This is a genomic window from Streptomyces sp. DI166, from assembly GCF_900091315.1.
GTDB classification, from domain to species: Bacteria; Actinomycetota; Actinomycetes; order Streptomycetales; family Streptomycetaceae; genus Streptomyces; species Streptomyces fuscus.
The window spans coordinates 1-25,164 of sequence record NZ_FLSP01000111.1; the positions used below are offsets into that span (position 1 = coordinate 1).

Genomic DNA, 25,164 nt, shown 5'->3' on the forward strand with positions numbered 1-25,164 from the left:
GGGACGGCGCGTGATGAAGGGGTAAGGCCGGAATAAGAGCTGGATGAGAAGCGCTCAGGGCCGCGCGGTCCCGGTGCCCGCCCGGGTCGCGTCCGCGCCCCAACTGGCCAGCAGCCGCAGGGCTTCGGCGGACGGCGTGCCCGGTTCGGCGTGGTAGGTGACCAGGAACTGCTCGCTGCCGTCGGCCAGCGGGAACGACTCGAAGGACAGCGTCAGATCGCCGACCAGCGGATGGCGCATGCGCTTGACGCCGTAGGTCTTCTCCTTGACGTCATGGGTCGCCCACAGCAGCCGGAACTTCTCGCTCTTCACGGACAGTTCACCGACCAGGGCGGACAGCTTCGGGTCGTCCGGATGGCAGCCCGCGTCCATGCGCAGATAGCTGACCATGTCGTACGCCTTCTGGTCCCAGTCCACGAACAGCTCGCGGTAGTCCGGGTTCAGGAACACCAGCCGCGCCCAGTTGCGCTCCTGCGGCGGCAGCGCGCCCCAGTCGCCGAAGAGGGCGGCGGCCATACGGTTCCAGGCCAGGATGTCGGAGCGGCGGCCCGTCACGTACGCCGGGACCTCCGTCATCGAGTCCAGCAGGTGCCGCAGCGCAGGGCGCACCTGCTGGGCGCGCTCGGCGGGCTTCTTCCGGTGCTGCTTGGGCTTCGCCAGATGCGTCAGATGCTGGTGCTCGGCGCTGCTCAGCCGCAGCGCCCGCGCGATGGAGTCCAGCACCTCCGCCGAGACATTGCGTCCGTTGCCCTGCTCAAGACGCGTGTAGTACGCCACCGAGACCCCGGCCAGCTGGGCCAGTTCCTCCCGGCGCAGCCCCGGCACCCTGCGGTGCCGTCCGAAGGTGGGCAGCCCCACGTCCTCCGGCTTCAGCCGGGCACGCCGGGTGCGCAGGAACTCGCTGAGCTCGGCCCGCCGGTCCAGGCCGCCGGGCCCCTGCTCCTGCGGGGATTCGGGCTGTACGTCCATGGCTTCCAGTATTCCCGGTCGTACGCACACCAGCCTGACCCCGTCAGTAGTAGGCACAGCGGACGTACGCAAAGCGGTGGGCTGGGTGGCGGCCGGCGGGAGCGGCAGGGTGGTGGACGTGCCCGGACGGAAGGCAGCCGGGCGCACGACCTCTAGGAGAACCGCTCCCATGACCACTGTCGCTGCGTATGCCGCCCCCGCTGCCAAGGCACCGCTGGAGCGCACCACCATCGAGCGCCGCGCGGTCGGCGAGTTCGATGTGCTGATCGACATCAAGTTCGCCGGTATCTGCCACTCGGACATCCACCAGGCCCGCGAGGGCTGGGGCGAGGCCATCTTCCCGATGGTCCCCGGCCACGAGATCGCGGGTGTGGTCGCCGAGGTCGGTTCCGGCGTCACCAAGTTCGCCGTCGGTGACCGGGTGGGCGTCGGCTGCATGGTCGACTCCTGCCGCGAGTGCGACAACTGCAAGGCCGGTCTTGAGCAGTACTGCACCGGCGGCGGCATGATCGGCACGTACAACGCCGTCGACAAGAACGGCGACGTCACCTACGGCGGCTACTCCCGCCAGATCGTGGTGGACGAGAACTACACCGTGCGCATCCCGGACGGGCTGTCGCTGGACGTGGCGGCACCGCTGCTGTGCGCCGGCATCACCACGTACTCCCCGCTCAAGCACTGGAACGCCGGTCCCGGCAAGAAGGTCGCGATCCTCGGCATGGGCGGTCTCGGCCACATGGGCGTCAAGATCGCGCACGCGCTCGGCGCCGAGGTGACGGTGCTGTCGCAGTCCCTGCGCAAGAAGGAGGACGGGCTGAAGCTGGGCGCGGACCACTACTACGCCACCAGCGACCCGAAGACCTTCCAGGAGCTGGCGGGCAGCTTCGACCTGATCCTGTCCACGGTCTCGGCCCCGCTGAGCCTGGACCAGTTCCTGTCCCTGCTGAAGACGGACGGCGCCTTCGTCAACGTCGGCGCCCCCGAGGAGCCCGTCTCGCTGAACCTCTTCTCGGTGATCATGGGCCGCAAGTCCCTCGCCGGCTCCGGCATCGGCGGCATCCGCGAGACCCAGGAGATGCTGGACTTCTGCGCGGAGCACGGCTTCGGCGCGGAGATCGAGCTGATCGCCGCGAGCGAGATCAACGAGGCGTACGAGCGGGTGCTCAGCAGCGATGTGCGGTACCGGTTCGTGATCGACGCCTCGACGATCTGATCCGGGGGTCCTGGAGGTTGTCGCTCCTCCAGGACCCTTACGCGCGTGTCCACAGGGTGAGGTCGCTGCTCGTCGCCACGGCGAGCGTACGGCCGGAGGGGGAGAAGCCCGCGGCCCGGAACGTGGAGTACCGGGAGTGGAAGATGTGCCACCAGCCCTCCTCGTGCGGGCTGTTGTGGAACTGCCCGCCGTTGGAGAGCAGCACCTGCTCGTCCGGCCACCGCGGCACCTGGACCTCCACCCACCAGCCGTCCCCGGTCCCCGCGTGCAGGCCCCCGCCGTCGATCCCGGCAATCGGGACCCGGCGCCCGGCGAGCGGGCCGAGGCCGGGGCAGGTGAGGTCCGCGGCACTGACATCGGCGTCCGGGTCCCGGTCGCGGGCGATCCTCTCCCCGGTCACGGCGTCGAAGAGACCGTGCCCCGCGCTGGAGACGACCAGGACCAGGTCGTGACCGGTGTCGGGGTGGGTGGCGAACCCGATGCCGAGCAGTCCGCCGACGGCCGCGCAAGGAGGAAACTCCGGCTTCCGGTACGGGCCGAAGACCGGCCGCCACGGTTCGGGGGCGGGCCGGACCGGTGCCGCGAGCAGCCGGTCGCGCAGCCCGCGCTGGTAGGGAGTCGTCACGTGCGCAGGGCCTCGATTCCGTCCTGGGCGGCCATCACGAGCTCCAGACCCCGGGTGTCCTCCGCGGGCTCGCGCATCTGGTTGGTCACGTAGGCGACGACCGAGCGGGACTCGGGTTCGATCATGACCAGGGAGCCGCCCCAGCCGCCCCAGCCGCAGGAGCTGCCGAACAGGCCGTAGCCGAGGCCCCAGCGGGTGGTCATGCCGAGGACCCGGTCCTCGCCCTCGAACTGTTCCTCCCGGGCCCGGTCGCACCCCGCACGCGACAGCAGCCGGGTCGCGCCGACCGAGCCGCCGCAGGCGAGCGCCGACTGGACCAGCGCGACCGAGCGGGCGTTGCCGAAGCCGCCGGCGGCCGGGGTCCCGGCGCGGCGCCAGGCGGTGCTGTTGCCGTCCCGGACGCGGAGGGCGGCGGTGTGCGGCGCGGTTCCGGCGCCGGGCGGACGGGCGGCGTAGTCCTCGTCCCGGCCGTGCGGCGGGAGGACGGGGGCCACGCGGGCGTCGTGCTCCTCGGGCAGGCCCATGTGGAAGTCGGCGCCCAGCGGTCCGGCCACCTCCTCGGCGAAGAACGTGCCCGGGGTGCGGCCGGTGACCCGGCGTACCAGCTCGCCCACCAGGAAGCCCTGGGTGAGCGAGTGGTAGCCCGCCGCGGTGCCCGGTTCCCACTCCGGCGCCTGCGCGGCGAGCCGGGAGGTGGCGGTGGCCCAGTCGTACAGCTCGGAGATGTCGAGCGGCGGATCCCAGTCGGGCAGGCCCGCGGTGTGCGCGAGCACGTGCCGCACCAGCACGCCCTTCTTCCCGGCCGCCGCGAACTCGGGCCAGTAGCGGGCGACGGGCGCGTCCGGGTCGAGGGCGCCGCGGTCGGCGAGCACGAGGGCGCACAGGGCCGTCATGGTCTTGGTGACGGACCAGACGTTGACGAGGGTGTCCCGCTGCCAGGGCCGGCTCCGGTCGGCGTCGGTGTGACCGCCCCAGACGTCCACCACCGGCTGTCCGTCCACGAACACGGCGACCGAGCCGCCCGCGTCCCCCTCGTCCAGGAACCGCGCCAGCGTGCCCGGAACGGCGGTGAAGAGATCGTCGTACGTGCCCTGGATGTCGGCCATGGGTCTCTTCTCTCTATTGGTTCCGCAGGCTGTTGACCGTCGCCTGGATGCGGAGCCAGGTGGGGTCGTTGTCGTCGGCGGTGGCGACCGTGTCGAGGTCGTCCGCGGACCAGGTACGGACGCCGTCGGTCAGGAGGAGGTGTTCCTCCGGGTCGCCGTCCTCGGGGATCTCATGGGTGCTGTCGAGGAAGGCGGTGACGGCGGTCCTCGCGGTGGCGGAGTCCGCGGTACGGCAGACGGGCACGGACAGCAGGGCCAGCTCGCCCCCGCTTCCGGCCACGACGAACTCGCCGGTCGCGGTGGTGGCGAGCGCGGTGACGCGGGAGCCGTCCAGGAGCGGGTGCTCCTCGGCCTGCCTGGTCTCCAGGTCCAGGGCGACGAGGCTGCCCCTCGGGGTGCCGACCCACAGCAGGCCGGGGTCGGCGGCGAAGGCGAGGTTGTGCCGGGACCAGGCCTCCATGGACTCCAGCCACTCCGGTGGGTACGGGTACCCGGGGGAGGGCTCGCCGAGCGGGGTGGACAGGACGCGCTCCAGGGACGGGAAGGCGAAGACGTCGACCGAGTTGTCGTAGGCGTTCCCGCGGATCGCGAAGTGCCGTCCGTCCGGGCTGAACAGGGGCGTTTCGTAGCCGTCGCAGTCGAGGACGACGGCCCGGTGCAGCGGCCGCGGCCCGGGTCCCGTCGCCCGGGCGAAGAGGCCGTGGGTGGCGCCCTGGTCACTGCTGAGGGTGAGCAGGAGCCCGCCTCCCGGGTGCGCGGCGACCCCGGTGTCCCACCAGGGCCCGACGGCGACGGCGCCGGTGTCCAGGTCGATGACGTCGGAGCGCTCCCCGGCCTTCGTGGAGGGCGAGCCCCACAGGGTCCGCCCGTCGGGGGCGAAGGCGAGGTTCCGGTACTCGGCCCCGTCCGGGATGTGCACGGCGTCCTCGATCCCGGCGGGCGTCCACCGGACGACCTTTCCCTCGGCCGAGACCACCAGCTCGGCCCGCTCGGGATGCCAGGCGGGCACGGGCGTGCGCTCGCACCGGTCCCACCCGAAGGCATCGCCGTACGGGTCCGGCCGACCGCCCGTCCCGCCCACCTCCCGCAGCCGCCCGTCCGCGCACTCCCACACCCGCACCGCGGGCCGCACCGAGTCCAGCCCGGCGACGAGGGGCAGCCTCGGATGACACACCAGCCGCTCCACCGGAGCGCCGATCCGTTCCTCGCTCAAGATCTCCACGTCGGTCATCGCGACACCGTAGCCATTCCCGGTCAGCGGCCGGAGCGGTAGTCGGAGAGCCAGGCGGAGTGCCGCTCCAGGAACTCGTCCCGCTCGGCGGAGCCGGTGAGGATCAGGTCGGCGCCGCCGTCGTAGGGGCAGTGGATGCGGCGCAGTCCGGTGTCGGTGAAGAAGACGTCGACGATCCGCTCGTCGGCGACCGCGCGCAGCAACGCGTCGGCGCGGCCGCGCCGCCACGGGCGGCGGTCGACGTAGAGGCGGGTGTAGGTGTGGAACTCCGGGTCGGGGTCCGACACATCCGCGTCGGTCCACCAGTGGACGCCCCCGGGATGGAGCTCCCGCCGCGGGGAGGGCCGGCCGGCAGGCCCGTCCGGGGTCACCGACCACTCCGTCGTCACGACGTACACGTCCTGTCCGGCGAACAGCTCGTCGAGGGCCGTGTTGTACCGGTCCAGCACGACGGCGTACTCCTCCTCGGACTCCGCGTAGCGCTTGGACTCCGGGAGGCTGTGGTAGCGCACCCACCGGTCGGCGAACCGCGTGCGGAAGGTGTGGGCGAGCGGCGGGACCGACGGGTGCCGCTGCCGCCACAGCGCGGCCAGGGGTTCTTCCATGGCGTACAGACTGGAGGGGGCGGTGCTCGCGTCGCCACTGGATTACCGGGCGTGGAATCGCCCGGCCGCCGCGTGCGTTGAGGGCAGTGGGCGAGCGTGCCGACGAACGGGTCGGCCCGACACAGATGGGAGGGCCGTGATGGCCGTGCAGAGGGCCGTGCTGGCCGGTGGGTGCTTCTGGGGAATGCAGGAGCTGATCCGCAAGCAGCCGGGCGTGACGTCGACGCGGGTCGGATACACCGGGGGTGACGTGCCGAACGCGACGTACCGCAACCACGGCACGCACGCGGAGGCCATCGAGATCCTCTTCGACCCCGAGCGGACCGACTACCGCGCGATCCTGGAGTTCTTCTTCCAGATCCACGACCCGAGCACCAAGAACCGCCAGGGCAACGACATCGGCATGAGCTACCGCTCGGCGATCTACTACGTCGACGACGAGCAGAAGCGGATCGCCGAGGACACCATCGCGGACGTGGACGCCTCCGGGCTGTGGCCCGGCAAGGTCGTCACCGAGGTGGAGCCGGTCGGCGACTTCTGGGAGGCCGAGCCGGAGCACCAGGACTATCTCCAGCGCTACCCGAACGGGTACACCTGCCACTTCCCGCGTCCGGGATGGCGACTGCCGGTCCGCGACAAGGGCTGACCGCGAAGGGCGCCGCGACAAGGGCAGAACGCGAAGGCCCCGCACCTCGGTGACACGAGGTGCGGGGCCTTGCCGTGCCTCAGTGCGGCAGCGACGCCGGGCTGCCGCCGTTCGCCTCGTAGCCCGCCACCGCCAGGGCCCGGTACACCGCGAACTCGGCCGCCGGGTCCGGGGAGAGCGTCCAGGGCAGCGCGCCGACATGGCCGTCGACGTGTATCAGCTGGTTCATGGCCTCCGCCCAGCGCTCGGCGCGCACCAGGAAGAACACCAGCAGATGGCGGACATGGGCCAGCATCGGGTCGTCCGGGCGGGCCGAGTGGACCGCGTGCAGCGCGCCGTGGATCGCCTTGGTGACGACCTCGCTCTCGTAGAAGCCGGTGACCAGATTGACCTCGGGCAGGTGCTCGAAGACCGCGAACAGCGGCATCGCGGCCAGCAGCGACCCCTCCGGCGCACGGGCCGCGGCGGCCTCCGCGAAGCCGTACGCCTGCTCCCGCGAGCCGTGCCACTTCTCGCACCAGTAGTGCAGCGCCGCCAGATGGGCGCCCATGTGGTTCGGCGCGCGGTCCAGGATCTTCAGCCAGAGCTGCTCGAACTCCGGCTGGGTGTACCCGAGCCCACGGGCCACCGACAGCTCCACGATGTACGGGACCGGGTCACCGGGGGCGAGCAAGGCCGCCTCGCCGCAGGCCGCCTTCGCCTCCTCCATGATGATCCGGAACTCGTCGGTGCCCGGCGTCGCGGTCCGCCACGCCTGCTGCACGAGGAACTCCGCGTGCACCGCCGCGCCGCCCGCGTCCTTGGGCTGCTCGGCCCGCCACACCCGCAGCCACTGGCCGCCCGGCGCGTCACCGACGCCGCCCGGCCGCTGCTGGAGCTCCAGCGACGCGGCTCCCGCGAACGCCTGCACCCGTTGCCAGCGCCGCTCGCCGGCCGCCTCGGTGCCCGCCAGCAACTGGGAGGCCGCGCGGTAGTCCTGCGTGCGCTGCACCAGGTCCAGCACGTCCAGCAGGTCCTGGTCGGGGCCCGGCATTCGGACGTCCAGCTCCTCCTGCCGGGCGAAGCCGTAGTTCGCCGGGTCCGCGGCGTCCGGGTGGCCCGCCGGGACCTGCTGAAGCATGCCCCGCCGCCGTCGCAAGAACGGAACCAGCACGAAGCCGATCATCAGCGCGGCCCACAGGACCAAGAGAATCTCCATGCCTCAAGGGTTCCAGACCACGCCGACAATTGGCCAACCCGGTCCCGTACCTGTGGACAACCGCCTGTGGACAACCTCGCCCGTTGGCTCCTCGGCCGTCATCAGCGCCGTCGGAGCACTACGCTCGTGACCCATGAGCGACAGGCACATCAGTCAGCACTTCGAGACGCTCGCCATCCACGCGGGCAACACGGCCGACCCCCTCACCGGCGCGGTCGTCCCGCCCATCTACCAGGTCTCCACCTACAAGCAGGACGGCGTCGGCGGCCTGCGCGGCGGCTACGAGTACAGCCGTAGCGCCAACCCCACCAGGACCGCCCTGGAGGAGAACCTCGCCGCCCTGGAGGGCGGCCGACGGGGTCTCGCGTTCGCGTCCGGGCTGGCGGCCGAGGACTGCCTGCTGCGTACGCTGCTCAGCCCCGGCGACCACGTGGTCATCCCCAACGACGCCTACGGCGGCACCTTCCGCCTCTTCGCCAAGGTCGTCGCCCGCTGGGGCGTGGAGTGGTCGGTCGCCGACACCAGCGACCCGGCCGCCGTACGGGCCGCGATCACCCCGAAGACCAAGGCCGTGTGGGTGGAGACCCCCTCCAACCCGCTGCTCGGCATCACCGACATCGCCGCCGTCGCGCAGATCGCCCGGGACGCGGGCGCGCGCCTCGTCGTCGACAACACCTTCGCGACGCCCTACCTCCAGCAGCCGCTGTCGCTCGGTGCCGATGTCGTGGTGCACTCCCTGACCAAGTACATGGGCGGCCACTCCGACGTGGTCGGCGGCGCCCTGATCGTCGCCGACGAGGGCCTCGGCGAGGAACTGGCCTTCCACCAGAACGCGATGGGCGCGGTCGCCGGGCCCTTCGACTCCTGGCTGGTGCTGCGCGGCACCAAGACGCTGAGCGTGCGCATGGACCGGCACAGCGAGAACGCCACCAAGGTCGCCGACATGCTCTCCCGGCACGCGCGCGTGACGAAGGTGCTCTACCCGGGCCTGCCCGAGCACCCCGGGCACGAGGTCGCCGCCAAGCAGATGAAGGCGTTCGGCGGCATGGTCTCCTTCCAGGTGGCCGGCGGCGAGGAGGCGGCCGTGGAGGTCTGCAACCGCGCCAAGGTGTTCACGCTCGGCGAGTCCCTCGGCGGTGTCGAGTCCCTGATCGAGCACCCGGGCCGCATGACGCACGCCTCGGCCGCCGGTTCGGCCCTGGAGGTCCCCGCCGACCTGGTCCGCCTGTCCGTGGGCATCGAGAACGTGGAGGACCTCCTGGAGGACCTTCAGCAGGCGCTCGGCTAGGGCCTTTCGTTTGGATCAGCCTGGCTCTGATCGACGGTCCGTCGTGACTGAGCCGAGCGGGGGCGATGGGGGTGCCCCCGCGCGAGGTTGTTCGAGCGTGGGGGAGCGTGCAGCTGCAAGGCGGAGGAGGGAGTCGACGCGGAGCGTCGGCGACCGACGACAACGCGGCTGGGGGTCCCCCCTCTGGGGGAGTGCGTGCCAGACCCCGCGACGCCGGGATGATCCAAACGACAGGCCCTAGCCCAACACCCGGATCACCAGCCGGTGAGCGGTGGAGTCACCTCCGACGGTGGCTCCACCCACGGGCGCACGGTCAGCGACCACACCGCGAACGCCACCGCCGCGGCGAACAGCAGCAGCCACAGCAGCCGCAGCGCGATCCTGCGGCGGCGCAGCAGCCGCCCGCCGCGCCGCACGGCCCGCGCGCACAGGTCGGGCGGTACGACGGGCGGGGTGCGCTCCATGATCCGCCGGGCGGCGTTCTCGCGTTCCGAACGGTTCAAGGCGTCGCCGTCCTCGCCCGGACGACCGCCGGGGCGGGCCCGCGCCGCGGGTGCAGCAGGCCGGCCGTGGCCCGGTCGCAGATCGTCCGTACCCGTTCAACGGGCAGCCCGAGCAGGGCCGCCGTCTGTTCCTCGGCGACCCCTTCGAACAGCCTGAGCACGAGGATCAGGCGCTCCTGCGGGCCGAGGGCGGCCAGCGGGCTGTCGGGGTGCGGGCGGGAGCGGCCGAGACCCCCGTACTGGTGCCACATTCCCCGCGCGTAGCGCGTGGCCAGATGCTGACGGGCGTCGTCGTAGGGATCCTCGCCGCGCAGCCGGTCCCAGCCCGCGTAGGTGTGGGCGAGGGCATGCGTGAGCAGGCGCCGGGCGCGCGGGTTGTCGGCCGGTGACTCCGCCGTGAGCAGCGTGGCGGTGTGCAGCAGCCGGCCCGCGGCGCCCGCGACGAACGCCTCGAACTCCCGGGCCCGGCGCGCGTCCTGGGCCACCAGCCGTTCTCGCACCGCGCCTCCCGCCTGAGGGCGACCCCCTGAGTCGACGGATCCCGGCCACGTACGGGCGTACGAACAGGACCCGGTTTCATATGAGGCCCAGGGGCGGCCCGGGGTCAAGAGCCGGGCGGCACGCGCGTGTGCGGACCCGGCTGGCTCAGGAGGCCGATGAGGCGGGGGCGGCCTCCGCCGCGGGCAGGCCGTGGGCGGCCATGCGGTCGGAGAGCGCGGTGTTGAAGCGCGTCAGGAGCGTGCAGAACGCCTCGCGCTCCTCCGGCGCCCAGTCGTGGGTCAGCTCGGCCATGAGCTGACGCCGGGAGGAGCGCACCTCCTCCAGGCGGGCCTGCCCGCGCGGGGAGAGCTGGAGCACGACCGCGCGCCCGTCCTCGGGGTGCGAGGTGCGCTTGACGAGCCCGGTGTCGACCAGCGGAGCCACCTGCCGGGTGACCGTGGAGGAGTCGATGCCCATGCTCGCCGCGAGCGCCTTGACCCCCATGGGGCCTTCCTTGTCGAGGCGGTTGAGCAGCAGGTATGCGGCGCGGTCCATGGAGTTGCGCACCTGCCCGACCCCGCCGAGCCGGGTCTGTTCGGCACGGCGGGCGAACACCGCCACCTCGTGCTGGAGGGTGTCGAGGAGACCGGTGTCACCGACGGTCGACATGTCCATCGACATTTCAGGTGTTGTGGGCATGGCCGGGGGCTCACTTCATGAAAGGGGTGCTGGGTTGGGGGACAGGGTACGCGGCCGGGGCGCGGGCCGTACCGGCGCTGCCCAAACCCGTCTCGGAGGTTGGTCACAGCGGCCGGGTGCCGGGGTGAACTGCGAGACTTGGGCCATGAGCTACCGCAAGGCCGAGCCGATGCCGCCGGTCACGCTCGACGACGTGCGCGGCGCCCAGAAGATGCTCACGGGCGTGGCGCGGGTGACGGCCATGGAGGGCAGCAGGCACCTGTCCCAGCTGGTGGGTGCGCCGGTGCACCTCAAGTGCGAGAACCTCCAGCGGACCGGCTCGTTCAAACTGCGCGGCGCCTATGTGCGGATCGCCGGGCTGCTGCCGGAGGAGCGGGCCGCCGGGGTCGTGGCGGCGAGCGCCGGCAACCACGCGCAGGGCGTCGCCCTGGCCTCCGCGCTGCTCGGGGTCCGCTCGACGGTGTTCATGCCCAAGGGCGCCCCGCTGCCGAAGATCAGCGCGACCGAGGAGTACGGCGCCGAGGTGCGCCTGCACGGCCAGGTGGTCGACGAGACGCTGGCCGCCGCCCAGGAGTACGCGGCCGGGACCGGCGCGGTGTTCATCCACCCCTTCGACCATCCCGACATCATCGCGGGCCAGGGCACGGTGGGCCTGGAGATCCTGGAGCAGTGCCCGGAGGTGCGCACGATCGTCGTCGGCGTGGGCGGCGGCGGCCTCGCGGCCGGGATCGCGGTGGCGGTGAAGGCGCTCCGGCCCGATGTGCGGATCGTGGGGGTGCAGGCGGCGGGCGCGGCGGCGTACCCGCCCTCGCTCGCGGCCGGGCATCCGGTGTCGGTGGGCAACCCGGCGACGATGGCGGACGGCATCAAGGTGGGGCGGCCCGGTGACGTGCCGTTCCGGATCATCGGTGAGCTGCTGGACGAGGTCCGCACGGTTTCCGAGGACGAGCTGTCCACCGCCTTGCTCCTGTGTCTGGAACGGGCGAAGCTGGTCGTCGAGCCGGCCGGGGCGAGCCCGGTCGCGGCGCTGCTGAGCGAGCCCGGCGCCTTCGAGGGCCCGGTGGTCGCGGTGCTCTCCGGGGGCAATGTCGACCCGGTGCTGATGGAGCGGGTGCTGCGGCACGGCATGGCGGCACAGGGCCGCTACCTGGCCGTACGGCTGCGGCTGACGGACCGTCCCGGCGCCCTGGCGACGCTGCTCGGGGTCCTGTCGGCGGTGGACGCCAATGTCCTGGACGTGAGTCATGTACGCACCGATCCGCGGCTCGGGCTCACCGAGGCGGAGGTCGAACTGCACCTGGAGACGAAGGGCCCGGCGCACTGCGCCGAGGTCGGCCAGGCCCTGCGCGAGGCCGGGTACACGGTCATGGACTGACGCGGGCCAGCCCGCGTTCACTCCTTCGGGTAACTGCATTGTGAGACGCGATACATCGCGTTATGGTGTGTCTCGAAGATTGCGCTCGAAGACTGCGCTCGAAGAATCCCTGACTCGAAGAATCCCCGACGACGTGGAGACTCATATGCCAGGCGCCATCCATGCCGAAGGCCTGGTGAAGACCTTCGGAGAGGTACGAGCACTCGACGGTGTCGACCTCGACGTGCCCGAAGGCACCGTCCTCGGCCTGCTCGGGCCGAACGGAGCGGGCAAGACCACCACGGTCCGCTGCCTGACCACCCTGCTGCGCCCCGACAGCGGCAAGGCCGTCGTCGCCGGCATCGACGTGCTCAAGAACCCCGACGCCGTACGCCGCTCCATCGGGCTGTCCGGCCAGTTCGCCGCGGTCGACGAATACCTCACCGGCCGCGAGAACCTGCAGATGGTCGGCCAGCTCTACCAGATGAGGGCGAAGGCCGCGAAGGCCCGCGCGGAGGAACTGCTGGAGCAGTTCGACCTCACCGACGCCGCCGACCGCCCCACCAAGACCTACTCCGGCGGCATGCGCCGCCGCCTCGACCTCGCCGCGGCCCTGGTCGTCTCGCCGCCCGTGATGTTCATGGACGAGCCGACCACCGGCCTCGACCCGCGCAACCGGCAGCTGCTCTGGGACGTGATCAAACGGCTCGTCTCCGGCGGCACCACCCTGCTGCTGACCACGCAGTACCTGGAGGAGGCCGACCACCTCGCCCACGACATCGTGGTCGTCGACCACGGCCATGTCATCGCCCAGGGCACCTCCGACCAGCTCAAGGCCCGCACCGGCGGCGAGCGCGTGGAGGTCGTGGTGCACGAGCGCGAGCACATCCGGACCGCCTCCGAGGTACTGCGCGGCTTCGGCAAGGGCGAGACCACCGTCGAGGAGCACATGCGCAAGCTCACCGTCCCGGTGACCGGCGGCGCCAAGCTGCTCGCCGAGGTCATCCGCGAGCTGGACACCCGCGGCATCGAGATCGACGACATCGGCCTGCGCCGACCCACCCTCGACGACGTCTTCCTCTCCCTGACCGGCCATGTGGCCGAGGCGAGGGACAACGACACCGAGAAGGAGGCAGCCAAGTGACCGCCGCCACCGACGCCGTCCCGGTGACGGCCCCCGCCCACCCCCTGGTCCAGTCCCTCCGGGACTCCCTGGTCGTCGCCAAGCGGAACCTGATCCGCATGTCCAGACTCCCGGACATGATCATCTTCGGGCTGATCCAGCCCATCATGTTCGTGGTGCTGTTCAGCTACGTCTTCGGCGGCTCCATGAACATCGGCGGCAGCACCAGCTCCAGCGTCTACCGCGAGTTCCTGATGGCCGGCATCTTCGCGCAGACCGTCACCTTCTCCACCGCGGGCGCCGGGGCGGGTATCGCCGACGACATGCACAAGGGCCTCATCGACCGCTTCCGGTCCCTGCCCATGGCCCGCGGCGCGGTGCTCACCGGGCGGACCCTGGCCGACTCGGTGCAGACCGCCCTCACCCTGTTCGTGCTGGCCCTGGTCGCCCTGCTGGTCGGCTGGCGCACCCACACCAGCTTCGGCGAGGTGCTCGCCGCCTTCGGCCTGCTGCTCCTGCTCGGCTACGCCTTCACCTGGGTCGGCGCCCTCATCGGCCTGTCCGTGCGCACCCCCGAGGCGGCCACCTCGGGCGGACTGATCTGGCTGTTCCCGGTCACGTTCATCTCGAACGCGTTCGTGGACTCCAGCCGGATGACCCCCTGGCTCCAGCACGTCGCCGACTGGAACCCCTTCAGCGCCACCGTCCAGGCCTGCCGCGAGCTCTTCGGCAACCCCGGGGTCTCCACCTCGGACGCCTGGCCCATGCAGCACCCGGTCTGGGCGTCACTGATCTACTCGGTCCTCATCGTGGCGATCTTCCGCACACTGGCGGTCCGCAAGTACCGCTCCGCCTCGGTGTGACCGCCCGGACCCCGGGCACGACGAAGCCCCGGCGCCGTACCGGCACCGGGGCTTCGTGGAAGACGTACGGACGGCCTCAGCCGCTGTACGGCTCGGCCTTCAGGATGCGCACCGAGGCCTTCTTGCCGTTCGGCAGCTCGTACTCCGCGTCCTCGCCGACCTTGTGGCCGATCACGCCGGAACCCAGCGGGGACTGCGGCGAGTAGGTCTCGATCTCGGAGCTCGCGTACTCGCGCGAGGCGAGCAGGAACGTCAGGGTGTCGTCCTCGTCGCCGTCGAAGGCGATCGTCACGACCATGCCCGGCGCGACCTCGCCCTCCGCGGACGTCGGCGCCTCACCGACCTTCGCCTTCTCCAGGAGCTGGGTCAGCTGGCGCACACGGAGTTCCTGCTTGCCCTGCTCTTCCTTGGCCGCGTGGTACCCGCCGTTCTCACGCAGGTCCCCCTCCTCGCGCGCGGCCGCGATCTTGGCGGCGATCTCCGTGCGCGCAGGACCAGTAAGGTACTCAAGCTCCTCCTTGAGCTTGTTGTACGCCTCCTGGGTAAGCCAGGTGACGGACTCGCTGGTCTGGGTCACAGGTGCTCCTCGTCGGTACTGGGAATACAAAGCATCGCCCTACCAGAAGAATGTTCCCTCCCGGATGGGCGAAACCACGAGCCTAACAATTGGATGGCCGAAGGGGGAGGACATAAGCCACCAGAATTACGTCAACGCAGGTCAGCGCGTAAGTATTGCGAGCGAACCCGGTCGCGTCCGCCGCCCGCGCGTCAGTCCGCGTGACAGCCGAGCAGCTCCGCCGTCGTCCCGCGCGCCGTCGTACGCAGCGTGACGACCCTGTCGATCCGGGTCTCGTCGCCGTCGAAGCGGAAGTCCGCCCGGCCCACCTCGGCGCCGCTCTCCGACTGGGAGCGGATCGTGCAGTAGCCGGAGGCCCCGGAGTCCTTGCGGACCTCCAGATGCACCTTGACCGCGCGGTCGGTGAAGTCGTACTCGATGACCTCGGCGCTGATCTTGTTCTGGCCGACGTAGTAGTAGGCGAAGTAGCCCATGAGGGCCAGCAGCAGGGCACCGAACACGGCGCCGGCGAGCTTGAGCCGCCGGTCGGAGCGCTCGTCCGAGGAACGGCCGTAGCGGCCCTCGGGCGGTCGCGTGCTCGCCGTGGTCATGATCGTCCTCTCGCGGGGCCGGGCCCCGGAATTATTCGGCCCCCGATTCGGTCACTATAGAAGCCGCCGTATGCGCCTCACGCACGGGGGGCGCCGACCGACGAGGATTGAGTCTTGACTGACCAGCTGCGACTGATGGCCGTCCACGCCCACCCCGACGACGAGTCGAGCAAGGGCGCGGCCACCATGGCGAAGTACGTGTCCGAGGGGGTGGACGTGCTGGTCGTGACCTGCACGGGCGGGGAGCGCGGCTCCATCCTGAACCCCAAGCTCCAGGGCGACACGTACATCGAGGAGCACATCCACGAAGTGCGCAAGAAGGAGATGGACGAGGCCCGCGAGATCCTCGGCGTCAAGCAGGAGTGGCTCGGCTTCGTCGACTCCGGCCTGCCCGAGGGCGACCCGCTGCCCCCGCTCCCGGAGGGCTGTTTCGCCCTGGAGGACGTCGACAAGGCGGCCGGGGAACTGGTGCGCAAGATCCGCTCCTTCCGTCCCCAGGTGATCACCACCTACGACGAGAACGGCGGGTACCCGCACCCCGACCACATCATGACCCACAAGATCTCCATGGTGGCCTTCGAGGGCGCCGCGGACACCGAGAAGTACCCCGAGGGCGAGTACGGCCCCGCCTACCAGCCGCTGAAGCTCTACTACAACCAGGGCTTCAACCGCCCCCGCACCGAGGCCCTGCACCAGGCCATGCTCGACCGTGGCCTGGAGTCCCCCTACGGGGAGTGGCTCAAGCGCTGGGACGAGTTCGAGCGGACCGAGCGCACCCTGACCACGCACATCCCCTGCGCCGACTTCTTCGAGATCCGCGACAAGGCCCTGATCGCGCACGCCACCCAGATCGACCCCGACGGCGGCTGGTTCCGGGTGCCGATGGAGGTCCAGAAGGAGGTCTGGCCGACGGAGGAGTACGAGCTGGCGAAGTCCCTCGTCGATACCTCCCTCCCCGAGGACGACCTCTTCGCGGGCGTCCGGGACAATGCCTGACATGAGCGCAAGCGCAAGCCTGGCAATGACCCAGCTGGCCACCTTCGCCAAGGAGGTCGACGAGGACAAGGTCACCCCCGGTGTCCTCGGCTTCATCGTCTTCGCGGTGATGGCCCTCGCCGTCTGGGCCCTGATGAAGTCGATGAACAAGCACATGGGCAAGGTGGCCTTCACGGAGGCCGAGGAGGAGCCCAAGGCCGACGCCGCCCCCGCGGCCGACGCCGACAAGGGCTGACCCCGCCCGCCCTCACCGCGCGTGCTCGGCCAGTGACAGCAGCAGATGTGCCGACTCCGGCCGTACGTGGTCGGAGTGGGCGCCGGACCAGCCGCCGCGGCGGACGTACACCTCGGAGGCGTCCACGCTGACGAACCGGTGGTCGAGCTCCTCGCGCGGATACGGCGCGTCCGTGCCGCGCATCCGGATCGCGGAGACCGGGGCGGGCGCGGTGCCGATGCCCGCGTGCCCGATCCCGGTGCGCTTCTCCGCCCACTTGTGCAGGGGGCCGGTCGCGCGGTCCGCCTCGGCGTAGGTCGCCACGACGGGGCCGTGCAGCGGTGCCTCGTCGAGCGTCGCGAACAGGGTCGCGAAGGCGTCACGTGGCGCCGCCATCTGGAACAGCAGCATCGAGTCCGCCGTGAACGGCCGGTCCGGCGGCCCCGGCATGCCCCACCCCAGGGTGTCCGGCCCCTCGGCCGCCCACCCCACGGCCTCGCACAGCACCCGGCACCCGAAGGAGTGCCCCACTAGGTGCAGGTACTGCCCGTCACGGGTGCCGAGCACGGGCGGCGCCGCGGGATCCCCGCGCCGGGCGTCCACGTATCCCAGGAGCTTGCCCAGGACTCGCCCCGCGTGCCCGTCTCTGCTCAGCGCGTGCGCCCGGTCCCGCATCTTGCGGTACTCGCCCATGCTGCGCCGCTTGCCCGACGGCCAGCACAGCAGCACCGTCCACGGACGCCACTCCGGCAGCCCCGGGTACGAGCCGTGCGCGTACCGCTCGGCGGCGAGCCCCATCAGTCCGTCCACCATCGCGCGGGCGTCCTCGGGCGGGGTGCGCCAGCCGTGCGCGTAGACGACCAGGTCGGTGGCCCACGCGGGCGGGGTCAGCTCCTCGGCGAGGTGGTCGAGGAGCCGGTCGGCGGGAACGGGGCGCAGTCCGGCGGCGGTCTCCTCCAGGAGGCATCCGTCGTTGCCGAGGTGGACGGTGTGCACGTGGTTGCTCATACGGTGGCCTCCTCCGGCTCGGCGCGTTCCAGGCGGGTGTCCATGCCGTGGTGGAGGGCGTAGGCGAGGCCGAGGGGGTTGCGCAGTTCGTCGGCGAAGTAGCGGGCGAGGGTGTGCGCGATCTCGCCGGCCGTGCCGGCGCCGCCGAGGTAGCGGGTCAGGAACTCCAGCGCGTACTCGGCGGCGAACGCCTGCGGCATCTCGATCTGCGGGCCCAGCACGCCCCGGGCGCCCGCCTCGATCAGCGCCCCGCTGAGGAACTTGTGGTCACCGCCGCCCTCGGGGACCCCGGCGTGGCAGGCGTTGAGGACCACGAACGGTTGGAAGGGGCTCTCGCTGCCGTAGCGGCGTCTGCGGTCCTTGACGGTCTGCGCGTCGATGGTCTTGTTGTCGGTGAGCCTGAGCGCGAGAGAGGCGGGCTGGGAGCCGTTCGGGACGAAGTGGCCGTGGCACCAGAAGTACATGAGCTGCTCACACAGGTCGTGACGACCGAGGGCGTCCACCAGCTCGCGGTACGTGGTGCGCTCGGCGAAGCGGGTGCCCTTGGCGAGCACGGCGGTGACGTCGGCGGCCCGGGTACGGCCCTTGCGGTCGAGGCGGGTGTCGTGGTTGAGGCTGACGGCCGGGACGTCGGGGGCGTCCCGCAGCCCGGTGAGCCAGGGGTAGGCGCCGCCGGTCTGCTCGATCTGGTGGCGGTAGCCGAGGAAGCGGGGGAAGAGGGCATTCAGTCCGGCGCCGCGGGCCACCCGCTGCTCCAGGCACACCATCGGCCACGGCACGTGCAGGTCGGAGTCGAAGCGGACGCGTAGGTTGTCACGGGAGCCGAGCGCCTCGGTGAGGTAGTCGCGGAAACGCTCGACGCGTTCGTCGGCCGCGCCGAGGAGTGTGCCGTTGAGGAACTCCGAGCCGACGAGGGCGAGTTCCTCCACGATGTCGTAGACCTCGCCGAGCGGGCGGGAGCGCAGGTCCACCAGAGTCGCGTAGGTGTTCTCGGGGTCGTCCTCGGGCCGGTGGTCGACGAAGTGCTCCTTCCACATGCGGCACAGCCGGGCCGCGGCCAGGCGTACGTCGGCGGGGCGCACCAGAAGGTCGACCCGGTGCTCGGTGCCGTGCAGCGAGGGCACGGCGGGGCCGTAGAACCTAGCCCGGACGCGGTCCTCGCCCACGCTTTCCACGCATACGGTGATGTCCGGGGCGCGGGTCAGCTGGTCCGGCAGCGTGGTGAAACCGCGGCTGGGGTCCTGGACGACATGCACGGGGAGTTCGGTGGGCATGGCGGGCTACCGTCCGCGCGGGGTGACGGCATGCGGTGCGGCGTGGTTGCCCGGTTGGCCGGTGTCGAGGATGTCGAGCTCTGTTTCCACTTGCTGGAGGACCGTTCCGGTGCTTTCGAGGGCGATGGTGAACCGGAGGCGATGGGTTCCGGTGCGGTGCGGGACGAAGTCGAACTCGGCGCCGTGTTCCTCCTGCTCGGAGGGGCGCAGGAGCGCGGAGGCCGGTTCGAGGGTGGCGTGGGTGAGGGGGAGTGCGGTGGCGGTCAGCCAGGGGGTGGCGCGGGGGTTCGAGGCCCAGGGGTGTCCGGGTCCCGGGGCGACCCGGACGAGCAGGCGGGCGGTGGTGTCGGCGGTGGGGGACTCGTCGAGGAGGGTGATGCGGACGCGGCAGCCGGCGGAGGTGTCCGACTGGCCTTGGATGAGGATCAGGTCTCGGGCGTGGAGCGGAATGGGGGTGGGCTCACCGGCTTCGTGGTTCGCCAGGAACTGGCGGATGTCGTCGCTCATGTGCGAGCCGGTGGTGGGCGCCGTCGCGTCGTCGGCGTGGGCCATGCCGACGGCTTCGGCCCAGGACTGGCCGTTTGTGTCGTTCAGCAACTCGAAGACCCACCGCGCGATGGTCAGGTACGACTGCGACAGGGCGCGGCCGGGGGCGCGAGCCGCGATCTCCAGAGCTGTCCAGGCGCTCCCGTATGCGCAGCCGAGTTCGGTGAACGCCCAGTAAGCGTCCGCCCAATGGGCGTTGTGGGCGCGGTCCGATGCAAATGTCAGTGCCTGTCGGTGCCGGGTCCAGGCGAGGCCCAACGCGTCCTGGCACCCGGCGAACCGTCGCAGGGCCTCCTCCCACTCCGCCTCCGCGTTGGCGTGCTCGCCCGCGCCTTCGTACGCGTGCCCTGTCCAAACGTGGGTCCAGCCCATCCCGCGGGCGTCCTCGAAGGACTCGTGGGCCGCGAGGACGAGCCGGTCCCGGTCGGGTGCGGCCGGGTTGTCGCGGCGCTGGGCGCGGAGCCGGAGCCATTCGGTCTCCACCCAGTTCTGTGCGCGGACGTCCCCAAGTGCCTCCGCCACCTCGGCTGCCTGCCGGAGCCGGTGCGCTGCCTCGGTGTCGTGCCCCTGCAACAGACTCACCCGGGCCAGGTGCAGCAACGCCCAGCCGGTGCCGCGTCGGCAGTCGAACGCCCGGTGCAGGTCGGCGGAGAACCGCAGATGACGCTCGGCCTCCAGCACATGGCCCTGGTCGCACAGGACAGCTCCGCGGAGCAGGAGGGCCCAGGCGGTGTCGATGTCCTCCGTCTCGAACGGTTCACCGAGGGCGTCCCGGGCGGAGTCCAGGTGACCGGTCGCGTAATGATTGGCCGCCCTCTCGAAGTCGGCGTCCGCCGAGGTGTCGCCGTGGATCAGGGACTGTGCCGTATCCGGCAGACCCACGTCCCTCGCGAGTGCGCACAGGGCCCGGCGTACGGCACGGTTCTTCGGGGACCGGCGCAGCAGTGCCACGAGGCGGTGGGCGTCCCCGAGGAAAGCGAGGATCGTCGCCAGCGCGCTGATGAGCCGCTGCTCCAAGTGCTTCGCCCGCAGTCGGCGCGTCTCGGCCGGCAACTGCATGAACTCGTCGATGTGCGGGACGAGTTCATGAGGAAGGAGTGGGACCAGTTCCTCGGTCTCCATGAACTTCCGGCCGTCCAGCAGGCCTGCCGACGCTTCGAGGAGCTGAACGGCGGCTCCGGCCAGCTCCCAGGTCACGTCCTTGTGCGGCGTCACAAGTACGGACGGATGGCTCAGCACCGTCCCACGGACCCGCTCCGACAGCGCGAACCGGTCCTCGTGCACCCGCCGTACCAGCCCCAGCCCCAACAGCCCCGCCATCGCGTCGCGCCGCTTCGACGGCCGGATGGTCAACGTGGTGAAGGGCGCGCGGGAGCGCCTTGAGGCGAGGAAGTCCAGGAGGATTCGCTCCTGGGCGGAAAGCTGTTCCAGCGAGCGCCGTAAGCGCGGCTCCGGCAACTCGGAGTCGAGCTCCGAGGCGAGCGGCCGCACCGAGTACCGCAGATCGACGCCCCGCCATCCGTGTTCCCGACGCGAGGTGACGATCACCCTCAGCCGATAGCAGTGCCGCAGCACCTTCAGCACGGGCCGCGCGACGGCCGGGCTCACGTCGTCCAGCACGACGACCCGCTCACGGACGAACTCCTCGCACTGTTCCCGCAGTTGGCGGTCGAACTTGCGGTTCGGCGCCAAGGCCGCGCGGATGACGTCCTGGCGCGGAGCTCCGCACTCCGCCAGCAGCCGCAGCAAGATCTCCCGCGCGTCCACCGACGCGCCACCGAAGGAGAGCCAGTGCACCGGGAGCGGGCCGCTGCCCGACGGCCGCCACTGCTCATCGGCGTACCGCCGTGCCACCTCCGCCGCCAGGGTGGACTTCCCGGCGCCGGGCGGGCCGTGCAGGACGATCACGAACGGGCGTAGGACCGCGCCCGCGGGCAGGGCGCCCAGGACCGTGGGGAGGTCGTCACCCTCCCCGTTGACCGCCCCGAAGTCCGGCACCGGCGAAGGCCCCCGCAACTCAACCGCCACTCGACCTCCCCGCCACCGTCACCGCCACGCCCATCACCTCCCGGGCATGCCGGCTCGGCACCATCCTCAGGCGCCAAGCCTGCCAGCCCGCTTCCAGGTTCACGCCCCGTTCCAGCAAGAGGCGGTAGGCGCTGACGTACTCCTCCAGTTTTTCGTCGCGGGCCGCGTGGCCGTCGCGGGAGAGCTGGGCCAGTTCCTCCTGGGCGACCGCCGTGCCGACCTCCACGCCGCCGGGGGCCGCGTACGGGAGGAGCGTGCAGCGCAGGAAGCGGGCCCAGTCCTCGCCGCGGCGGTCGCCGTAGGAGGAGAACAGGGCCGCCGCCTCGTCGCACAGGGCGAGCGCCTGTTGCGTACGGGCGTTGCCCGCGTCGACCACCGCCAGCTCCAGGCAGGTCCACGCCTCGCCGTGTGCGACGCCGATGCGCTGGAAGTCGGCGCGGGCGTCGACCAGGAGCTGGCGTGCGAAGCCGGAGTTGCGCAGGGAGCCGGTCTGGGCGGCCCGCAGGTCACGGGTGGCCCGCGCCGAGTGGTGCCGGGCGCAGGCCAGGCCGTACACGTCGCGCATCCGGGAGAACATGGTGCGGGACCGCTCCAGTTCGCGGACCGCCTGGTCCAGGTCACCGGTCTCCTCCAGGGCCTGGCCCAGGTAGTACAAGGTCCACGCCTCGCCCCGCGCGTCCTCGTTCTCGCGGTGCCGGGCAGCCGCCCCGCGCAGGCCCTCCACCGCCGGGGACGGGTCGCCGTCGACCAGGCGGGCGCGGGCCAGCTGGGTCAGCGCCCACGCCTCGCCTCGGGCGTCGCGGGTGCGGCCGTACAGGTCGAGGGCGTCGCGCAGTTCGCGTTCGGCGCGCGGGACGTCGCCCATGCGCAGGGCGAGCTGGCCGAGCTGGAAGTGGGCCCACGCCTCGCCGTGCACGGACTCGCCCGCGCGGTGCAGTTCCAGGGAGCGGGTGAGCAGGTCCAGGGCCTCGGAGAGGTGGGCGCGGTCGCGTTCCACGGCGGCGAGCGCGTGCATCGTCCACGCGCGGTCGGTGGCCAGTTGCGGGGCCGCCTGCAGGTCCAGGGCCTCTCTGAGCTTTCTCGCCGCCTCCGTGAGCTGGCCCTGGTGGTGCAGGGTGATGCCCAGCGAGCACAGCGCGCGGGCCGCGCCCGCGTCCTGGTGGGCCTCCAGGTACAGGTCGACCACGGAGGCGAGGGTGGTGCGCGCCTTGTCCAGCTCGCCGAGCTGGCGGGCCGCGATGCCGGTGCGCCACTGCACCGAGCGCATCAGCAGGCCCTGGTCCACGGCCTGGGCCAGGTCGCTGATCTCGCCCAGCCGGTACAGGTCGCCGCGCAGCAGGCAGTAGTCGCACAGCGCGCCCAGCAGCTCCAGCACCGCCGACTGGTTGACGCCCTCCGCGTGCCGCAGCGCCGAGGTGATGAAGCTGGACTCGTCGTCCAGCCAGCGCAGCGCCTCGTCCAGGGAGGTGAAGCCGTGCGGGCTGAACCGGTCGGAGCGGGTCGACATGTTGCCGTCGACCAGGCGCAGCACCGAGTCGGCGAGGTCGGCGTAGTTGACGATCAGGCGTTCCTGCGCGGCGGCGCGCTCCGTCTGCTCCTCCTCGTCGAGCAGACGGGCCTGGGCGAAGGCGCGGACCAGGTCGTGCAGCCGGTAGCGGCTGCCCCGTACGTGGTCGATCAGGCCCGCATCGGCGAGGGCCCGCAGGTGCCGGGCCGCCTCCGTCTCGTCCGTCGCCAGCAGGGCCGCCGCCGCTGCCGCGCCCAGCGAGGCGCGTCCGGCCAGCGCGAGCCGGCGCAGCAGACGCCGGGCGGGTTCGGACTGGTCGGTGTAGCGCAGCCAGAGCACCCGCTCCACCGGCCCCACGGGGCCGTACGCGCCGAGGTCCGTCGCCAGGCGTCGGGGGGAGCGCGGGCCGAGGGAGGAGCCCGCGATGCGCAGGGCCAGGGGCAGCCCGCCGCACAGCTCGCGGATGCTGTCGGCGGACTCGGCGTCGTACGGGCCGGAGGAGTCCTGCGCGACGGCGCCGAGCAGTTCCTCCGCACCCGCCTCGTCGAGCGGTTCCACGGGGAGGTGGTGCACCCAGGCGGCGCGGTCCTCGGGCACGGCGAGGGGTTCGCGCGCGGTCACCAGGACCAGGCTGTCCGAGCGTTCCGGGAGCAGGGTGCGTACCTGCTCCGGGTCGCCGGCGTCGTCGAGGATCACCGTGACCGGCAGCCCGGTCAGATGCTGGTGGTACAGCTCGCCGAGCCGTTTGACCTGCTGGTCGGGGGCGGTGCGCTCGCGGAAGAGGAGCTGTTCGCGCGGGGCGCCGAGCCGGTTCAGCAGATGCAGCAGGGCGTCCCGGGTGGACAGCGGCGGCTCCTCCCCGCTGCCGCCGCGCAGGTCCACCACGCAGGCGCCGCGGAACTGGTCCTTCAGATCATGGGCCGCCCGCACCGCCAGCGCCGTACGGCCACTGCCGGGCGCCCCGTGCAGCACCACCACCGTCGGCCGGGTCTCGGTACTGGCCCGCGCCGCCTGCACCCACTGCCGGATCCGCGCCAGCTCCTGCCGCCGCCCGGCGAACACCCCCGCCGGTTCCGGCAGCTGGGCCAGCGACTGCTCCAGCACGGTCCGTCTGCGCGCCGCCGCGCTCTTGTCGGTGCCGCGCAACGAGGGGGCCTGCGAGGCCGTGGACGCGCTCAGCACGCGCTGCTGGTCCAGGAAGGGCCGGATGCCGCGTACCTCCAGCGCGGTCAGCCAGGACAGCCTGAGCTGCTCGGGACCGCCCGGCTGCCCCGCCGCCCCGGCCTGGTGGTGCGCGGCTGGCAGATGCGCCCCGGCCACCTTCACCACGGTCGCCACCGCGCCCGCCGCGCCGACGGTCGCGCCCGCCGCCAGCGCCGTACCCGTGCCCGTGCCCAGCGCCAGGTCGGCGACCGCGGCCGTGATCCCGGCGATGCCCGCCACCAGCAGCGGGGTGGTGCCGCCCTCGCGGGCGTAGCGCTGGCCGAAGGTGAGCCGGCCGGCCTCCGCCTCGTCCAGCGCACGGGTGTACGCCGCGTACTCCTCCGCCGCCGTCTGCGCCATCGCGTCCAGGGCGCCCCGTGCCCGGGACAGCAGGACGTTCCCGTCGACGCGTCCGCCGGAGCGCCGTACCTCTTCCTCCACGGCCCGGGCCAACAGCCTCTCGGCCTCGGCCCGATGGCTGTCCCGCATGTGACGTCCCCCTCCGGCGGCAACGGCGTTCTTGGTCAAGTGTGCTGCCCAGGGGGCGCCGTGGGGAGGGGGCCGGGGGAGGGGGAGATCGGGGAGATCCCATGGGGGCGCGTGGGCGCCGCGGTGTCGGGGCGCGGAGGCATGGGCCGGTGCGCGGGGATGGGGGTATGCCCTGGTCGAGGGAGGCATTCGAGGAGGCCCGCAGCAGCGGGAAATCCGTCATGCTCAGCGTCGGCTACGCACCGGCTCCGAGGGTGACCTGCACATGGCCGCCAACCCCTGTGAGCGGATGGCCCGGGCGGGATCGACGAGCAGCTCGGCGGTGGTTTCGACCGGTACTCGGTGGACGGCGACTGAATTATGCCGCACTTTGAGAAAGTAGCTACCTAAGGTCCATCACTTCGTATTATTTCCCCTGAGAACAGAGGGGGTTGTGGTGCGAGGATCACGCGACGCTCGTCGGGTTGGGGCTCAGCCCTGAGGAACTGGAAACCCTGGGGTTGGACAAGCCTGCTACGGCGGACCCGTCGGGCCTCATGGATGCCTACCTGCGACGGAGCAACAAAAAGGAAGACCTGGCCACGCTGCGGGGGCATCTGCGAGACGTAGTGCGCTGGGCGCAGGCGAACGGGCTTCAGATCCGGCACGTCTGGTTCGAACAACTCTCGGCCTCCAAGACCTACGTTCGGCGCAGGGAGTTCGAGAAGGCCACACAAGCGATCATGGACGGCAAGTCCACGACGCTCGGCGTGTGGAAGACGGACCGCTTCGACCGACGCGGCATGGGTGCGGTTGGCCGGAGGCTCGACGAGTTCGACCGCCGGCAATC

24 protein-coding genes are annotated in these 25,164 nt (G+C 71.7%); 9 read left to right on the top strand and 15 right to left on the bottom strand.

The window, feature by feature from the left end; all coding sequences use genetic code 11:
• Positions 1 to 54: 54 nt before the first annotated feature.
• Positions 55 to 969 carry a helix-turn-helix domain-containing protein gene (locus GA0115233_RS34535; protein WP_093724279.1) on the bottom strand — a complete coding sequence of 305 codons (915 nt, stop codon included), beginning with the start codon at positions 967 to 969 and terminating at the stop codon, positions 55 to 57.
• 169 nt (positions 970 to 1,138) lie between these two features.
• Here GA0115233_RS34535 and GA0115233_RS34540 point away from each other — a divergent pair, with 169 nt between their 5' ends.
• A complete protein-coding gene (locus GA0115233_RS34540; protein WP_093724280.1) occupies positions 1,139 to 2,182 on the top strand; it encodes an NAD(P)-dependent alcohol dehydrogenase in 1,044 nt (347 codons plus the stop codon).
• 37 nt (positions 2,183 to 2,219) lie between these two features.
• Here GA0115233_RS34540 and GA0115233_RS34545 read toward each other — a convergent pair whose 3' ends face one another.
• Genes GA0115233_RS34545 through GA0115233_RS34560 form a run of 4 tightly spaced genes read right to left on the bottom strand, consistent with a single transcriptional unit; the run spans position 2,220 to position 5,749 of the window.
• Positions 2,220 to 2,807 carry a hypothetical protein gene (locus tag GA0115233_RS34545; RefSeq protein ID WP_093724281.1) on the bottom strand — a complete coding sequence of 196 codons (588 nt, stop codon included), beginning with the start codon at positions 2,805 to 2,807 and terminating at the stop codon, positions 2,220 to 2,222.
• Entirely contained in the window at positions 2,804 to 3,913 is a 1,110-nt protein-coding gene (locus tag GA0115233_RS34550; RefSeq protein WP_093724282.1) for a serine hydrolase domain-containing protein, read from the bottom strand. The genes GA0115233_RS34545 and GA0115233_RS34550 overlap by 4 nt, the downstream gene beginning before the upstream one ends.
• Positions 3,914 to 3,926: 13 nt before the next feature.
• Positions 3,927 to 5,144: a hypothetical protein gene (locus GA0115233_RS34555; protein ID WP_255310452.1), complete on the bottom strand. Its 1,218-nt coding sequence runs from the start codon at positions 5,142 to 5,144 to the stop codon at positions 3,927 to 3,929.
• 23 nt (positions 5,145 to 5,167) lie between these two features.
• Positions 5,168 to 5,749 (bottom strand): DUF3885 domain-containing protein, encoded by a 582-nt coding sequence (locus tag GA0115233_RS34560; RefSeq protein WP_255310453.1) that lies wholly within the window; start codon positions 5,747 to 5,749, stop codon positions 5,168 to 5,170.
• Between the two features lie 139 nt (positions 5,750 to 5,888).
• On the opposite strand from GA0115233_RS34560, the gene msrA reads away from it, so the two are divergent.
• Positions 5,889 to 6,395 (top strand): peptide-methionine (S)-S-oxide reductase MsrA, encoded by a 507-nt coding sequence (gene msrA, locus GA0115233_RS34565; protein WP_093724283.1) that lies wholly within the window; start codon positions 5,889 to 5,891, stop codon positions 6,393 to 6,395.
• 79 nt (positions 6,396 to 6,474) lie between these two features.
• Here msrA and GA0115233_RS34570 read toward each other — a convergent pair whose 3' ends face one another.
• A complete protein-coding gene (locus GA0115233_RS34570; protein ID WP_093724284.1) occupies positions 6,475 to 7,593 on the bottom strand; it encodes a hypothetical protein in 1,119 nt (372 codons plus the stop codon).
• 133 nt (positions 7,594 to 7,726) lie between these two features.
• On the opposite strand from GA0115233_RS34570, the gene GA0115233_RS34575 reads away from it, so the two are divergent.
• Entirely contained in the window at positions 7,727 to 8,881 is a 1,155-nt protein-coding gene (locus GA0115233_RS34575) for a cystathionine gamma-synthase (protein ID WP_093724285.1), read from the top strand.
• A gap of 254 nt (positions 8,882 to 9,135) precedes the next feature.
• Here the strand turns inward: GA0115233_RS34575 and GA0115233_RS34580 are convergent, their stop codons facing one another.
• From GA0115233_RS34580 to GA0115233_RS34590, 3 genes are all read right to left on the bottom strand, one after another.
• Positions 9,136 to 9,384 (bottom strand): hypothetical protein, encoded by a 249-nt coding sequence (locus tag GA0115233_RS34580; protein ID WP_093724286.1) that lies wholly within the window; start codon positions 9,382 to 9,384, stop codon positions 9,136 to 9,138.
• Positions 9,381 to 9,884 (bottom strand): sigma factor-like helix-turn-helix DNA-binding protein, encoded by a 504-nt coding sequence (locus GA0115233_RS34585; RefSeq protein ID WP_093724287.1) that lies wholly within the window; start codon positions 9,882 to 9,884, stop codon positions 9,381 to 9,383. The genes GA0115233_RS34580 and GA0115233_RS34585 overlap by 4 nt, the downstream gene beginning before the upstream one ends.
• A gap of 145 nt (positions 9,885 to 10,029) precedes the next feature.
• Positions 10,030 to 10,545 carry a MarR family winged helix-turn-helix transcriptional regulator gene (locus GA0115233_RS34590; RefSeq protein ID WP_176712045.1) on the bottom strand — a complete coding sequence of 172 codons (516 nt, stop codon included), beginning with the start codon at positions 10,543 to 10,545 and terminating at the stop codon, positions 10,030 to 10,032.
• 163 nt (positions 10,546 to 10,708) lie between these two features.
• Here GA0115233_RS34590 and ilvA point away from each other — a divergent pair, with 163 nt between their 5' ends.
• The 3 genes from ilvA to GA0115233_RS34605 all read left to right on the top strand — a co-directional run bounded on the left by ilvA (position 10,709) and on the right by GA0115233_RS34605 (position 13,903).
• Positions 10,709 to 11,938, top strand: coding sequence for a threonine ammonia-lyase (gene ilvA, locus GA0115233_RS34595; RefSeq protein WP_093724288.1), 1,230 nt, complete (start codon positions 10,709 to 10,711; stop codon positions 11,936 to 11,938).
• Between the two features lie 145 nt (positions 11,939 to 12,083).
• On the top strand, positions 12,084 to 13,061 hold the full coding sequence (locus GA0115233_RS34600) for an ATP-binding cassette domain-containing protein (RefSeq protein ID WP_093724289.1): 978 nt from the start codon (positions 12,084 to 12,086) through the stop codon (positions 13,059 to 13,061).
• On the top strand, positions 13,058 to 13,903 hold the full coding sequence (locus GA0115233_RS34605; protein WP_093724290.1) for an ABC transporter permease: 846 nt from the start codon (positions 13,058 to 13,060) through the stop codon (positions 13,901 to 13,903). The genes GA0115233_RS34600 and GA0115233_RS34605 overlap by 4 nt, the downstream gene beginning before the upstream one ends.
• A gap of 76 nt (positions 13,904 to 13,979) precedes the next feature.
• Here GA0115233_RS34605 and greA read toward each other — a convergent pair whose 3' ends face one another.
• Together greA and GA0115233_RS34615 are read right to left on the bottom strand one after the other, a co-directional pair.
• Positions 13,980 to 14,480 (bottom strand): transcription elongation factor GreA, encoded by a 501-nt coding sequence (greA, locus tag GA0115233_RS34610; RefSeq protein ID WP_093724291.1) that lies wholly within the window; start codon positions 14,478 to 14,480, stop codon positions 13,980 to 13,982.
• A 191-nt stretch (positions 14,481 to 14,671) separates the two neighbouring features.
• The gene (locus GA0115233_RS34615; protein ID WP_093724292.1) at positions 14,672 to 15,070 is read right to left on the bottom strand and encodes a DUF4307 domain-containing protein; all 399 of its coding nucleotides are present in this window, start codon (positions 15,068 to 15,070) and stop codon (positions 14,672 to 14,674) included.
• Positions 15,071 to 15,205: 135 nt separating this feature from the next.
• Here GA0115233_RS34615 and mca point away from each other — a divergent pair, with 135 nt between their 5' ends.
• Together mca and GA0115233_RS34625 are read left to right on the top strand one after the other, a co-directional pair.
• Entirely contained in the window at positions 15,206 to 16,066 is an 861-nt protein-coding gene (gene mca, locus GA0115233_RS34620; RefSeq protein WP_176712046.1) for a mycothiol conjugate amidase Mca, read from the top strand.
• Positions 16,059 to 16,301, top strand: a complete 243-nt coding sequence (locus tag GA0115233_RS34625; protein WP_093724294.1) for a hypothetical protein — start codon at positions 16,059 to 16,061, stop codon at positions 16,299 to 16,301. Before mca ends, GA0115233_RS34625 begins: the two co-directional genes overlap by 8 nt.
• 12 nt (positions 16,302 to 16,313) lie before the next feature.
• On the opposite strand, the gene GA0115233_RS34630 is transcribed toward GA0115233_RS34625, so the two are convergent.
• Genes GA0115233_RS34630 through GA0115233_RS34645 form a run of 4 tightly spaced genes read right to left on the bottom strand, consistent with a single transcriptional unit; the run spans position 16,314 to position 24,335 of the window.
• A complete protein-coding gene (locus tag GA0115233_RS34630; protein ID WP_176712044.1) occupies positions 16,314 to 17,288 on the bottom strand; it encodes a hypothetical protein in 975 nt (324 codons plus the stop codon).
• Positions 17,285 to 18,562: a CHAT domain-containing protein gene (locus GA0115233_RS34635; RefSeq protein WP_093724295.1), complete on the bottom strand. Its 1,278-nt coding sequence runs from the start codon at positions 18,560 to 18,562 to the stop codon at positions 17,285 to 17,287. The genes GA0115233_RS34630 and GA0115233_RS34635 overlap by 4 nt, the downstream gene beginning before the upstream one ends.
• A 6-nt stretch (positions 18,563 to 18,568) precedes the next feature.
• Positions 18,569 to 21,136: an AAA family ATPase gene (locus GA0115233_RS34640; protein WP_107406482.1), complete on the bottom strand. Its 2,568-nt coding sequence runs from the start codon at positions 21,134 to 21,136 to the stop codon at positions 18,569 to 18,571.
• On the bottom strand, positions 21,126 to 24,335 hold the full coding sequence (locus tag GA0115233_RS34645; protein ID WP_093724297.1) for a tetratricopeptide repeat protein: 3,210 nt from the start codon (positions 24,333 to 24,335) through the stop codon (positions 21,126 to 21,128). The genes GA0115233_RS34640 and GA0115233_RS34645 overlap by 11 nt, the downstream gene beginning before the upstream one ends.
• Before the next feature lie 464 nt (positions 24,336 to 24,799).
• On the opposite strand from GA0115233_RS34645, the gene GA0115233_RS34650 reads away from it, so the two are divergent.
• The coding region (locus tag GA0115233_RS34650; RefSeq protein ID WP_141689615.1) for a recombinase family protein at positions 24,800 to 25,164 on the top strand (365 nt) is incomplete at its 3' end.